A 13,231-nucleotide genomic window follows, 5' to 3' on the forward strand; every position below is an offset into this window, starting at 1 on the left:
GCCTTATCTACTGCATCCTGAGTCTTAGCTTCCTGGATAGCAGTGAGAGCTTGTTCAGCCAACTCAACTAATTTCTTCTTAGCTTCCTTATCATCGCCAAGTTCTTTAGTCTTTCTTTCAATCGCTTCTGCCAGACTTGCCATAGCCTTGTCATAGTTTGGCTCCTCTGGCTGGTCTGGTGTCGGTGTGTCATCTGAACCGTAGTTGTCTTCCTTATCAAGGATAGCTTGTAAGGTTGTGGCTGTCAGCATCAACTCTTGCGCATTGACAGTGCTTGCTGAAAGTTGTTCTGATATTTTGTCCAAGTTTGACTTGAAGGCTTGACGCGCCTCTGGAGTGTTCTTCAAGCTTGTTTGGTCAAATTTAGCCAATTCATCCTTCCAGTTCTTCATAGCTTGAACTAATTCTTCTTTGGTATAAAGAGCGCTATCTTTACCACGAGTGATGAACTGGTCAACTTGGATACCAATATTTCTAGAAGTATCATTTCGTTTTGGATCCAATTGTAAGGTTACAGCATGCCAACCTTCTTCTAGCCCAGTCAAACGAACAAGAGTCTGATCGCCTTGGCGTGTAGATGCTGTACCACTGAAGTACTTCTTGCCATTGACATCAGTGGCATTTCCTTGACCATCTTGATACTCAAGTTCTTTACCATCTAGAGTAACCTTGTAGATACCATGTCCAGGATCAACAAAACCTTTGATTTCAAGACCTGTTCCGTAGAAGTAAGCTGTTACGCTAGTATTTTTCTTTTGCTCTTCAGTCAAACGACCAAATGATGCCCAAGACTCAGTGTTTTGATATTTACCAGAAGAATTGGTTTCATGGTGCCAACCTTGGCTATAGTCAAGTTGACTGGCCTGATCATCGTGACTTACTTGATCTTTTTGAAGCAATTCAGCCTTCATTACTCGAACAGTTGCTTCAGTTGCAAATCCAAGCAAGGCATCGTCTGATGCGCTAGTCATTTTCACTTTAAAGTCAAAGATTGAATCAGCTTGTTCAGTAAAGTCAATTGTCGGGATTGTCAAAGTCTTTTCTGTTTCACCATCTTGGAAGGTCAAATCAGCAGTTGTATCTTTATAAACCTTACCGTGAACCCCTGTTCCTGGCTCAGTCACGACATGAACTTTTGCAGCTCCCTTGCTACCACCAACACGTTTGATGGTTACAGTAACTGGTTGACCTTTTTGAACTTCATAGGTTGTTTCTTTCAACTCAAACATACCTTTACCAGCATTGTTGAGCGTGTAGATACCTTCAGTTGCAATTGCTTTGCCAGTTTTGTTGACGAGTTTAATGGTATGTTCACCTGGAGCCAAGTCATCTGTTTCATAAACCATCTGGCTACGTTTACGAGCTGCATTATTGGTTTGTACGTCTGCAACCTTTTGACCATCAACGTAAACCGACATTTCACCGTGGTTTGGATCCACTGTAGATACGACATAAGCCTTAGTTCCGTTGAAACGGTAAGTTACGCTTGCATCTTTTTGGTTAGTCCACATAGATGTTCCGCGGATACCTTCAGATTCGTCATACCAAGTTGTATTTGCTTTATCTGCTGTTGTATTTGAATGGTAGTCCAATCCAAGAGGGTAACCATCTGTCTTCTCGATACTGCTTGGAGTCTTATAAACAGAGAAGTTTGTCAAAATAGGAGTCGCTTGCGCACCAGTAATAGTCACACGAATCTTTTGTGCTTCTACTGGTTGACCTTGGATAAGGCGACGATAACCAACAGTTGAGCCTTCACCGTATGGTACCCAACGGCCATTGAGTTCAACTTCAACCTTGAATCCAGAGATACGCTGACCTTTAGCGATGTCTTCTTTGAGTTCAATCACGTCAAAGCGTCTCTTTTGACCAAGATCGACAGTAAATTCACCTGTCTTCGCATCATTTGCTAATGCCCAGCTAGTATCATCCTTACCATCTGTTAGGTGGCTTGCTTGATACAAGTGATTCTTACGAGTAGAGCTTGCAGTTACAGTTGCACCCTTAGCAAAGTCAGTCGCATACATTTGATCCAAGGTTGCTCGGAATTCTTTCAAACGAGCCACATCTGCATCTGCGAATTTACCTTCTTTATTAGGTGGAATATTGAGTAGAAGTGGCGTTCCCCGACCAACAGACTTGAAGTAGATATCCATCAAATCTTTGATTGATTTTGGTTGTTGATTGTCATGGTAGAACCAACCTGAACGGATAGAAACGTCTGCTTCACCTACAGAGTACATATCACCATCTGGATCCCCGTGGTTGAGATAGTCATTTCGAACATCATCAGTGATTTTAGCTTTCTTGACCTTATGCCAGACTGGATCTCCTGCGATACCACGTTCATTACCGATCCAACGGACACTTGTCGGTTGAGCAGAGAAGATAGCGATATCTCCTTCAGCTTCCTTGATGTACTTGAACCATTCGTCAAAGGTATAAGTTACTTTTTGAGCTCCACTACCACGCGCACCGTCCATCCAAACTTCGATGAATTTACCATTGTTACCGTATTTAGGATTTCCAAGGATTTCCTTGAGTTGGTTGAGATAGTATTCGTTATACTCTTTTTCAGTTGAAACATGATATTTAGGGTTATTAGCATCCCATGGTGATAGGTAAACACCCATATTCATGTCATACTTAGTCGCTGATTTAGAGATTTCTTCGAGAAGGTCTCCCTTACCATCTTTCCATGGACTAGCAGCGACAGTATGTTTTGTGTACTTAGATGGGTAAATTACAAATCCATCGTGGTGTTTTACAACCATGATTGTTCGTTTGAAGCCAGCATCCTTCAAAGTCTTAATCCACTGGTCTGTATCAAGGTTAGTTGGGTTAAAGTTTTGAGGATTTTCTCTACCGTTCCCCCACTCAGAGTTGGTATAAGTATTCATACCATAGTGGATGAAGGCCGCCAATTCTTCCTTTTGGTAGTCCAATTGAGCCTTGCTTGGAAGTGGTCCGTAAGCAGCAATTTCTGTTTCTTCATCTTTTGGATCAACTACTGGAGTGACTGGTGTTACTGGTTTTGGATCTTCAATCTTTTCGTATTCAAAAATAACTTGGTTCACTCCTTTGTGTTGGATGGTAGCTTCTTGACTTGCATTTACTGCACGGTAGCCCGTGATTTCTTTAGCTTGGAATCTATGGACAAAGGAAACTTCATATTCTTTTCCTTCGTTGTTGTCCACAGTTGCAGGTGCCAATTCTTGCTCTGTACCTTTCAAGCGGTAACGAAGGTCGAAGGAACCTTTATTGACTTTATAAACAACCTTGATAACGCGAGTTCCTGCAGGAGCCTTGCTCACAACGCTATAATCCTCTCCCCAGGCATCTTTTAGCTGTTTATTGACAGCTTTGCCATCAATTGATACAATCTCATATTTTTCTTTATTCTTCTTGAAGAAGTCAGTCTTTTCAATTTCTGTTTTATAGTTATAGTCGAACTGAGTTCCAACTTCTGTCTTTTCAACAAAAGTATCGTTTTCTTTGACTGGATTATCTTTCTGGTCTACGTGTTCGATAACAACTCGTCCATATTCAACACCTTCAAGAAGAGTTGCTACACCGCTTTCATCGAAAGAGTATTTATTTTCGCCAATAACTGCTGTCTTATTTCTGAGCATTTCTCCCTCTGGAGTGAAATAATAACGGCTACCGTTATCGCCTTGATACCAGCCTTTAACACCGTATTTATCAATGATGCCTTTAGCCCATGCTAGTTGTTCTGGAGATAGGACAAGACCTCCACCGAAACGGTCTTTTTCAGGAATGTTCATATTATCAACTGTACCACGTTGGTGAATACCGATAACTTTACCATCACCGTTGATGATACCTCCACCTGAAAGACCTGATACAGAAGTCAAACGGTAAGTTACACCAACAGTTCCCTTATCATCATACTTTTCAGTACCTTTAACAACACCATCAGCCTTATACAATTGACCAGGTACGATTGGTTCTTTCAATTCTGGAGAAGTAGAATCTGTTGGGTAGCCGATCGTGCTAACTGGCTCACCAGGGTTATAGGTACGGTATTCAGCTAAAGGAGTAAAGGTAGCTGCCTTATTTGGACTTGCAATTGAAAGTGGAACTGGAGCTACAACCAAGGCTAGGTCATTCTTATAGCCTTCACCGAATTTTTCTTTATTCCAGAAATGAATATCTTTTTCCTTGAACAAAACAGTATTTCCAGAGCTTGGCAAAGAATTATTCTTAGCAGTATTTGAACCTACATTGTAATAGAACTTAGCCGTATCACCACCACGGATAGATCCCGCATTAGTATCTGCATCCTTGACCAAGAAGTTGTGGGCCACTGTCAAGATGACATTTGGAGCAACAAAGATACCTGAACCTGAGTTAAGGTATCGCTGACTACCGCCATTGGCCAAAGGTGAGCTAAAGATTGAATAAACCATAGTAGCAGATGTAGCTGGTTGACCTTCATAATTGATATGCTTAAGGTCTTGTCCGCCATTGATAATGGCTCTATTTTCTTTTCCAGCTTCAGATGGAGCTGCTTCTGTAGGTTTCAAAATGCTCTTAGTCTCTACTTGTGGGCTATCTTTTTCTGATACAATAGCTGCAGTATCCACTTTTTTCACCGGAGTATCAGGATAGGCACGGTCAGGGATTTCTTCAGGGAGTAAATCGCCAGCCACTTCAGCAGGTTTTCCTTCCTCTGCCACTTTCTCGACAGTAGGTTCTGTTTTTTCAGTTACTTCTTCTTTAACTGCTTCTTTTTCATGATCTACATCTGCCACTTCTTTTGCTTGACTATCTACTTCAAGTTTTGGTTCTGTCACAAGCTCACTAGCCGCAACATTCCCAGATGCAAAAAAAGCAAGACCGACTGCTACAGAAGCAACACCAACAGTCAGTTTACGAATACTAAATATTCGACCTTTTTCTAAAAAATATTGTTTCATCAAATACTCCTAATCTTCTAGAGCAGTCAGCTACTGCCCGAGCCCAGTGTTATCTGGCGACAATTTTTGTTTGATTCCCTAGCTTAAAATTCTTTCTCTGAGCTATTTATTTTAAGTAAATATAAGGTTATAGAAATCGCTTACATTTTCAAACAATAAAATAATGCTTCCATTAGCAAGAATTTTTCTAGAGTTTTCGCATTATTATAAATATACTATGTTATATTAAAAAATGCAAGGGTTTTCAAAGTTTTAACTAGATTTTTACTAAATGATCATTTTACTGTTTATGACTAAAAAATCCTAAATTGGCAAGGCCAACTTAGGATTGTTTTGTTTTGAAGTGATAGTAAGCTCCAAGCATACCCGCAGTATTTTGATGACGCGCAAACTCCAATCTTGTTTTTTCCGCTAAACTTGGAACAAGCGCATCTTTCAGAGCTGTACGAATTTTCGGTTTCAAAATCGCTTCCTGCCCCATAATACCACCACCTAGTATAACAACCTCTGGATTGGCAACATAACAGATGTTAGCAAGACCTTTTCCAAGATAGTCTACCATACGGTCAATTCCCTCCATACAGAGTTTATTGCCTTCTGTAGCTTCTTTGAAAATTCTACGACCATTCCAATGGGCTACTTCTTCATCATGAGCCTTAGCTACATACTCAACCAAGGCAGTTGTAGAAGCTAAATCTTGGAAAGCCCCATCTTGCATATGCATATAGCCAACTTCACAGGCAGAATTACTAAATCCATGGAAAATCTGGCCGTCAATGATTAAGCAACCGCCGATACCTGTTCCGATGGTCAAACATAGCGTTATTCCTGCACCTTTTCCAGATCCAGAAACAGCTTCTGCTAGCCCTGCACAGTTGACATCATTTTCAATTTCACAAGGAACTTGGAAACTTTCTTCAATTTCTTTCTTAAATTGAGTCCCTGCATAGTTCGGGATCTGTGGACCAGCATAGAAAATCTCACCCTTATCAGGATCAACCATTCCCGCTGAGGAAATAGCCACACCTGCCACCGGTCCTTTTTCTAGATAGCTAGCGACAATATCTTTTGTTTTCTGTAAGATATGTGGACCGCCCTTATGAGCCTCAGTTGCTACTTCGTGAGACTCTACAAGTTGTCCATCTTGGTCAATCAAACCATATTTGATATTAGTTCCACCAATATCAATTGCAACGTAATTAGTCATAAAGCCTCCTATTGATTAGAGGAAACGCTCCTTAGTTTCACGAATCAATTGAGCAGCTGCTTCTACAACTGGACGATCTTCTTCGGTCACTGGTGTAAGTGGAGAACGAACTGATCCGATATTAAGTCCTTCATTGATTTTCAAGACTTCCTTGATAACGCCGTACATGTTTCCATGTGCAGCAGTCAATTTACCAATGATAGCATTGATTGCATATTGCAATTCACGCGCTGTTTCTAGGTCTTTGTCCGCAATCAATTGGTTGAGTTTCAAGAAGAGTTCTGGCATAGCACCATAAGTACCACCGATACCAGCTTTTGCACCCATGAGACGTCCACCTAGGAATTGTTCATCTGGACCGTTAAAGACGATATGATCATCACCGCCAAGACTAACAAAAGTTTGGATATCTTGAACTGGCATTGAAGAATTTTTAACACCGATAACACGTGGGTTCTTCAACATTTCTGTGTAAAGGCTTGGAGTCAAAGCAACTCCTGCCAATTGAGGAATGTTATAGATAACATAGTCTGTGTTTGGTGCTGCTGCACTGATGTCGTTCCAATATTTTGCAACTGAGTACTCAGGCAAACGGAAGTAAATTGGTGGGATTGTTGCAATAGCATCAACACCCAAGCTTTCTGCATGACGAGCAAGTTCGATACTGTCTTTAGTATTGTTGCAAGCCACGTGAGCAATGATAGTCAACTTGCCTTTAGCAACTGCCATCACTTCTTCCAAGATTAATTTGCGGTCTTCTACGCTTTGGTAGATACATTCACCTGAAGAACCGTTGACATAAAGCCCTTGAACACCTTTATCAATAAAGTATTGCACCAAAGCACGAGTACGTTCTGGGCTTACTTCGCCCGCATCATCATAACATGCGTAGAAGGCAGGAATGACGCCTTCATATTTTTTTAAATCTGACATAGATTTCTCCTAAGATTTCTTATTATCTGCTCTGAGCAGATGATTTTTTACTATTTTAGTATACACCTTGTAAAAAGCGCTTTCAATACATCTCAGCCACTTAGATTTTAATTTCTATTCATCTCCCATAGCTTTTCATGTTTGAAAGTAGTTTCATATCATTTTCAATCTGCCTGATATTTAGCAAACAATTTTTCCATTAATCCAGCTTGGCAAAAGGCAAGAAGACCGAAGCCAAAGAGTAGAAATGCTGAACCACCAAGCACTAGAGTGAAGCCTGATAGATAGAGAAGCATAATGATTAACAAAATAATTGCAAGCATCAAGAAGAACCAAGGGAAGTTGAAACTCACTAAGAGCAAGCCCTTTTGAAGCACTTCTTTCCAAGTCAATTCGTAACGCGCTGCGATAGGATAACTTGCTAACATGACTAATGTCAAGAAAATTAAGATCCCTAGACAGATGGCTTTCAGCACCTGAAAAGCTAGACCTGCTTGTCCCCAAAACAGATACAAGTCGAGAAGACTAATTAAAACAATTCCCAATTCCAACAAACCTAGTTGAAGCCCCAATCTCAAGTTTTGCTTGAAGGCTCTAATATAGATTTTAAATACGGGTACCCTTCGACTTTTCTTAATTTCGAACATAGTCTGATAGAGACTAATCTTAGCTACTCCGATGGTCACAATAGGCAAACAAGACACAACAAAGAGTAGATTCGCAGTCACGATATCCAAAACCTTCTCACTAAAACGCATGAGAACATTATCCGTATCAAATGCTGCCTTGAGTAATCCAGATCCTTTCTGTGCCATTGTTTGCTCCTCCTAACTTACTAATCAATTAAAATTTTAAACAAATGTTTGCGAACCTTGTCTTCCATGCCAGCATAACCATTTGGCTGATGAGGTTCCCCTGGAAAGAAAATCGCAAAGTTGTGATAACCCAATAAAAGTGGGTATTGTTCATGACAGTGGACGAAGCCGATATCACTTGCCTCGTCAAAAGCTACTGCCTCGTCTTTAACACAAGAACCATAGCTTGAATACTCATGTCCTTCAACTAACAAATGCAAGTCTGCATAGTTTTTATGATGCTCAAAGCGATCATTTTCTTCTTGGTTAAGGACATTTTCTTGTACAACTAGAAAGACCTTATCTCCGTCAATCTCATATTTCCCAAGTTCAAAAGACTCTTTTCGATGTTCGTAGAGATAATCAATGGCCTTATCTAGATTTGGATGAATCCCTTTATAAAAGGTGATATTTTTTAAATCATCAAAAATCATAGTAATTCCTTTACTTGATTGTTAGCTTCAGACAAGAAATATCTGGCTAGTAAGTTTATAAGTGTCTAACAAAACTTCACGAAGTAAGGAACCCCTCTCCATTTTGTAGACACTTATATATCCTGTATTCTCTTAGTCTATCAACTATACTTCTGCATACTGATAAACAGATTGTACTATATTCAATTTTCGCAGAGTATTAACCTTTAACAGCTCCCATAGTAATACCTTGAGTAAATGATTTTTGGAAGACAAGGAAGACTGTTACGATTGGCACAGCTGCAAGAGCTGCCCCTGCCATGATCAAACCATAGTTGGTTGCCATCTCGGCCTGCATAGTTGCAACCCCGAGTGAGATAGTCAAGTTTTGACGTGAAGTCAACATTACCAATTGCATGAAGTAGTCATTCCAAGTATTGATGAAGGTAAAGATTGCAAGGGCTGCAAATCCAGGTTTCACAATAGGGAAGGCTACGCTCCAGAAGGTACGAATCTCACCACATCCATCGATTTTAGCAGATTCGAGCAATTCTGTTGGAATGTTTTCACTAAACTGTTTCATAAGGAAGACCCCAAATGGCCACCCAATCAAAGGTAAGATTACCGCCCAAAGAGTGTCATGGATTCCCATGAAGTTGACAATACGTACCAATGGTACAAGAACAACTTGTTTTGGAAGAGCCATGGCAGCGATAAAGATAGCGAAGAGAATGCGTTGTCCATAGAAACGTTTCTTAGCCAATACATAACCTGCCAGTGAAGAGGTTGCACAAACCAAGAACATAGTTACCAATGAAATGAAGACTGAGTTCCACATCCATTGCAAGGCTGGGTTTTGCACCATCAATTGTTGGAAGTTCTCCATAGTTGGAGCTTTAGGGAACCATTGTGGTGGAATCATAATGGTATCCGGTTGTGATTTGAATGCACCCGTCAAGATCCAGTAGAATGGAAAGATGAAGAGTACAGTCAACAAGAGCAAAATGATAGTTGAAATAACAGTGAAGGCTGTTAAAGGTTTCTTTTGTGTAGATTGCATAGCTGTCTCCTTTCTCTTAGTATTCTACGTCGTTTCCAAGCACTTTGAATTGAACAAAGCTTACGATAGCAATCATGATTGCCAAGAAGACACCGATGGTATTAGCATAACCGTATTCTGTCAATTGGAAGGCTTTTTCGTAAAGGTAGTACATAAGTGTACTTGTTGAGTAGTTTGGTCCACCAGATGTCAAAAGCTGAATGAGGGCGAAACACTGGAATGAGTTAATCGTTGTGATGATTGCGATATAAAGAGTTGTCGGAAGCAGACTTGGCCATTTAATCTTCCAGAAAACTTGAAACTCAGTAGCGCCATCAACACGCGCCGCTTCAACCAGTGAGTTGTCAATATTTCCCATTGCCGCGATGTAAAGGATAATCGGTTGACCAACAGAAGTTGTCAAAAGGATAATCATAATCGCAAGCAAAGCCCAGTTTTTATCTCCGAGCCAAGAAATGTTCTGGCTGATAATGTTGCTCGACTTAAGGACAAAGTTCAAAATACCTGATAGTGGATCGTAGATCCATTTCCAAACAACCGTAACAGCAACACTACCAGTAACAACAGGTAGGAAGAATACGAAACGGTAGAAAGATCTAGCAACCGCATTTTGTTGGTAGGTTTGTGATGCCACAAAAAGTGAAAAGAGTACAACGACCGGTACAGATCCGATAACCAAGATAACGGTGTTGATCAAAGATTTTGTAAAGACAGGGTCTTTAAACATGCGGATGTAGTTGTCCAATCCCACAAACTCAAAGCTAGTCATCGAGTAGTTAAAGAAACTAGTGATGAAGCCCATGATCATTGGAGCTAAGACGAAGACGGTAAAGAAGATTAATACTGGTGCTAAGAATGCGTAGGAAATAACTGTTTCCCGCATACGGATTTTATTGACTTTCACAGTCGGCACCTCACTTTCAAATAGTTTTTGTTTTTTGATTGTCGTCTGACATTGATGTAAAATCAAAATGAAATTTTTCAAGATTAGCCTATGTAAGAACTTCATTTTAATTTTGACCTGTCAGTTTCTTACATTTTTTAAACAAAACTCCCCCTTTTCGTACACAAATGTGCACAGGGAAAAGGGGGGATTTTACTTTTTATTTAGGGCTTATTGTTTAGCTGCTTTTTTGATTGTTTCATTCGCTTTTTCAGTGAATGCTTTCAATGCTGCAGCAGGTTGTTCATCACCATTTGATACAGCTTGCAACATTGGGAACCAAAGTGTTCTCATTTCAGCAAATCCGTCGATTGTGTTGTAGTATGGTGAGTAGTATTGAGTCCAACCACTGATTGTTTCCATACGTTTGTCATCGTAAAGTTTTCCAAATGAAGTACGAACTGGGAATGCTCCTGTACGAACTACGTCTTTAGGACCCCACTCTTTATCATCAGCGATGAATTGGATGAATTTCTTAGCTGCAGCAACTTTCTTTTCATCTTTGTTGTTAAATACTGCAAATCCGTTTACAAGGTATTCAAGAGCTGGTTTGCCAGAATCAGATGGGAATGGAACTTCTACCACTTCAACTTTACTTGCTTCCAAAAGTTTAGCTTGGATACCGTTTTGAGCTGGTGCCCAAAGGATTGTGTATGAAGTTTGACCGTTTGCAAAGTTTTGGATGTCTGCTCCACCGTCAAATTGTGAACCGTTATTCAACAAACCATCTTTGATCCAGCTAGCTGCTTTTTCAAGACCTTTAACGAATTTAGGATCATCAGTTGTATATTTAGTTACTTCTTTATCAGTTACAGAACCGCCGTAAAGGTTAGAGATGAAGGCACGTGTTCCTTGGTCTCCCCCTTGACCAGAACTGAACAATGAACCTGGAGTGTATCCTTTATCTTTAAGTGCTTTCAAGACTTTTTCAAAATCATCAGTTGTCCAACCTTCTTTAACAAGGTTAGCTACACCAGCATCTTCCAACATTTTCTTGTTCATAGCCATGTAGAATGGTGCAGAACTGATTGGATACATGTATGCTTTGTCACCAGCTTTACTTGCTTGTACGATGTTTTCGTTGTTAACATCTTTCACAAATTCATCTGTAAAGAGGTCATTCAACTCAGCCAATTTACCATTTTTACCGTAATTGATGATACGACCTGGTGCATCGAAAAGTACATCTGGAGCTGTACCAGCTTCGATAGCTGTTGTGATTTTTTCTGGTCCAGATTTGAAGTCGATTGTTTCTAGTTTAACTTTGATATCTGGATTTGCTTTTTCGAAAGCTTCGATGATAGATTTTTCATAAGTTCCAACACCGTCACCAGATTTTTCTTGAGTAAATACCGGGAATGCCCACCAAGTAATTTCTGTTGTTGCTGCTGCATCGCCTGATTTGGCAGCATCTTTGTTAGCGTCTGATTTGCCACAAGCAGCAAGTGATAGAACCGCAGCACCCGCAAGTACTGTACAAGCTAGTTTTCTAAATTTCATTTGTATTCTCCTAAATGATGTTAAGCGTATCCGAATTGGATAAAGAGCAACGCCGACTTTGTATACGTTTTCATTTTTCCCTACTAATCAACCACTCTCCTCGTTTTTTATATGATGTTACTTAAGACCGGCAACAAAGCGTTCCGTAATCTCTTTTGGTCTAGTAATAGCGCCACCTACAACGATGCCTCGCACTCCATAACCTAGGATTTGCTTAGCTTGTTCTGGTGTATGAATTTTTCCTTCAGCAATGACGTCCACCCCTGCGTCGCAGAGTTTTTTGATGAGTTCAAAATCTGGGCCATCCACTTTTGGACTGTAAGAAGTGTAACCTGATAGAGTTGTACCGACAAAGTCAATTCCTGCCTCTACTGCTGTTAAGCCTTCTTCAAAGGTACTTGTATCCGCCATCAATAATTGATTTGGATATTTTTCCTTCACTTGGCGAATAAATTCTTGAATCTCTAAGCCGTCATAACGTTCACGCTTAGTACAGTCAAGAGCGATAACTTCGATATCTAGCGCAGCTAATTCATCCACTTCCTTCATTGTAGCAGTAATGAATGGTTCTTGTGGTGGATAGTCTCGCTTGATAATCCCGATAATTGGAAGTTTTGTAACTTCCTTGATTTCCTTGATATCTCGGACACTGTTTGCCCGAATACCGACCGCTCCACCTTGCTCTGCTGCTTTGACTAGCAAGGGGATTACTCCTCCCGCTTCTGTGTAGAGCGGTTCATGAGGAAGAGCCTGGCAAGAAACAATGATTCCATCTTTAATCTGTTCAATCAAAGCTTCTTTACTAATTTGTGGCATCCACTTTCCTCCTTTTCTTTTCCTTTGTACTTATGTGACTATTATAGCTCATTATTAAAACGCTTTCAATATTTTGTACTAGAATAGATTGAAGTTTCAAAACAATTTTATGCAACAATTCATCCTGAAAGTAGTTTCAGACGTCTAAAATTCTTCCCAGTACCTCTCAAAGCCTTGAAAACATCGCTTTTTACTCGTAAAAACGAAAGAAAAAGGCCGTAACACCTTCTGGTTACGACCCTTTCTATTAAAGAGCAAATTTCTCTATAAAACCTTTAAGTTTATCTATTGCACTAATATTCTTTTTTCTTACCCATGGCGAACATGCCAAGAAGCATCCCCACAAGTCCTACACTTGCAAGAGTTGCAGCATCTTCACTTCCAGTTTCAGGAAGGGCTTGCTGACGTGTTGCAGGCGCTGCTGGTGCCTGATAGGTCTTACCTTGGGCCATGGCCTGAACCACAATATCTTGCTCACCTTTGAACTCAGGGACTTCATGGACAGTTGCTTCTGCACCATTAACTCCACCTATAAATTCTGGGGTTTCTAACTTAGCTGATTCTA

10 protein-coding genes are annotated in these 13,231 nt (G+C 40.3%); all 10 read right to left on the bottom strand.

The annotated features are described in order from the left end of the window. The coding region (locus HMPREF2805_RS03465) for an alpha-L-fucosidase (protein ID WP_075231406.1) at positions 1-4,940 on the bottom strand (4,940 nt) is incomplete at its 3' end. A 322-nt stretch (positions 4,941-5,262) separates the two neighbouring features. Further along, positions 5,263-6,147 carry an ROK family protein gene (locus tag HMPREF2805_RS03470; protein ID WP_075228292.1) on the bottom strand — a complete coding sequence of 295 codons (885 nt, stop codon included), beginning with the start codon at positions 6,145-6,147 and terminating at the stop codon, positions 5,263-5,265. Positions 6,148-6,162: 15 nt separating this feature from the next. Further along, complete coding sequence (locus HMPREF2805_RS03475; protein WP_016466210.1) at positions 6,163-7,080, bottom strand: dihydrodipicolinate synthase family protein; 918 nt, start codon at positions 7,078-7,080, stop codon at positions 6,163-6,165. Positions 7,081-7,244: 164 nt separating this feature from the next. Then, complete coding sequence (locus tag HMPREF2805_RS03480) at positions 7,245-7,895, bottom strand: DUF624 domain-containing protein (RefSeq protein ID WP_075231407.1); 651 nt, start codon at positions 7,893-7,895, stop codon at positions 7,245-7,247. A gap of 20 nt (positions 7,896-7,915) precedes the next feature. Further along, entirely contained in the window at positions 7,916-8,368 is a 453-nt protein-coding gene (locus HMPREF2805_RS03485) for a NanQ anomerase/TabA/YiaL family protein (protein WP_075231408.1), read from the bottom strand. 199 nt (positions 8,369-8,567) lie between these two features. Further along, positions 8,568-9,407, bottom strand: coding sequence for a carbohydrate ABC transporter permease (locus HMPREF2805_RS03490; protein ID WP_045613500.1), 840 nt, complete (start codon positions 9,405-9,407; stop codon positions 8,568-8,570). A gap of 16 nt (positions 9,408-9,423) precedes the next feature. Then, positions 9,424-10,290 carry a carbohydrate ABC transporter permease gene (locus tag HMPREF2805_RS03495; RefSeq protein WP_075231411.1) on the bottom strand — a complete coding sequence of 289 codons (867 nt, stop codon included), beginning with the start codon at positions 10,288-10,290 and terminating at the stop codon, positions 9,424-9,426. A 231-nt stretch (positions 10,291-10,521) separates the two neighbouring features. Next, entirely contained in the window at positions 10,522-11,850 is a 1,329-nt protein-coding gene (locus HMPREF2805_RS03500; protein WP_075231409.1) for an ABC transporter substrate-binding protein, read from the bottom strand. 117 nt (positions 11,851-11,967) lie between these two features. Next, positions 11,968-12,666, bottom strand: coding sequence for an N-acetylmannosamine-6-phosphate 2-epimerase (locus HMPREF2805_RS03505; RefSeq protein WP_075231410.1), 699 nt, complete (start codon positions 12,664-12,666; stop codon positions 11,968-11,970). 293 nt (positions 12,667-12,959) lie between these two features. Further along, a partial coding sequence (locus tag HMPREF2805_RS03510) for an SIALI-17 repeat-containing surface protein (protein ID WP_148131587.1) occupies positions 12,960-13,231 on the bottom strand: 272 nt, incomplete at its 5' end.

Source organism: Streptococcus sp. HMSC034E03 (assembly GCF_001811505.1).
Lineage (GTDB): Bacteria > Bacillota > Bacilli > Lactobacillales > Streptococcaceae > Streptococcus.

Bases quoted from the DNA above. Each gene is read 5' to 3' on its own strand.
- HMPREF2805_RS03480 (WP_075231407.1), bottom strand. From the start codon at position 7,895: ATGGCACAGAAAGGATCTGGATTACTCAAGGCAGCATTTGATACGGAT.
- HMPREF2805_RS03485 (WP_075231408.1), bottom strand. From the start codon at position 8,368: ATGATTTTTGATGATTTAAAAAATATCACCTTTTATAAAGGGATTCAT.
- HMPREF2805_RS03475 (WP_016466210.1), bottom strand. From the start codon at position 7,080: ATGTCAGATTTAAAAAAATATGAAGGCGTCATTCCTGCCTTCTACGCA.
- HMPREF2805_RS03470 (WP_075228292.1), bottom strand. From the start codon at position 6,147: ATGACTAATTACGTTGCAATTGATATTGGTGGAACTAATATCAAATAT.
- HMPREF2805_RS03490 (WP_045613500.1), bottom strand. From the start codon at position 9,407: ATGCAATCTACACAAAAGAAACCTTTAACAGCCTTCACTGTTATTTCA.
- HMPREF2805_RS03505 (WP_075231410.1), bottom strand. From the start codon at position 12,666: ATGCCACAAATTAGTAAAGAAGCTTTGATTGAACAGATTAAAGATGGA.
- HMPREF2805_RS03500 (WP_075231409.1), bottom strand. From the start codon at position 11,850: ATGAAATTTAGAAAACTAGCTTGTACAGTACTTGCGGGTGCTGCGGTT.
- HMPREF2805_RS03495 (WP_075231411.1), bottom strand. From the start codon at position 10,290: ATGCGGGAAACAGTTATTTCCTACGCATTCTTAGCACCAGTATTAATC.